2 tRNA genes are annotated in these 327 nt (G+C 56.6%); both read right to left on the reverse strand.

Annotation, left to right across the window (positions count from 1 at the left end):
* Positions 1–45: 45 nt before the first annotated feature.
* Positions 46–121 (reverse strand) — tRNA-Ala (locus tag HOP53_RS21390).
* Between the two features lie 86 nt (positions 122–207).
* Positions 208–284: transfer RNA gene (locus HOP53_RS21395), tRNA-Ile, on the reverse strand.
* Positions 285–327: the final 43 nt, after the last annotated feature.

Consider the following 327-nt stretch of genomic DNA (forward strand, 5'->3'; position numbering starts at 1 on the left):
CAGGCGCTCTCCCAGCTGAGCTCCTTCAGTACTTTCCAAGGAAAGTGGTGGAGCCAAGCGGGATCGAACCGCTGACCTCCTGCGTGCAAGGCAGGCGCTCTCCCAGCTGAGCTATGGCCCCGAAAGCAATTTGTGTGAGACAAGGCGCTTCGATGCGACGCATAGCCTGCTATGCGAGTATCGGAGCAACGCAGTATCACGCAAATTTGGTGGGTCTGGGCAGATTTGAACTGCCGACCTCACCCTTATCAGGGGTGCGCTCTAACCAACTGAGCTACAGACCCGGCTTACAACCACTGGGTCTTCGACCCAAACAGTCTTTGCTCT

It is taken from the genome of Billgrantia ethanolica (assembly GCF_021404305.1).
GTDB classification, from domain to species: domain Bacteria; phylum Pseudomonadota; class Gammaproteobacteria; order Pseudomonadales; family Halomonadaceae; genus Halomonas; species Halomonas ethanolica.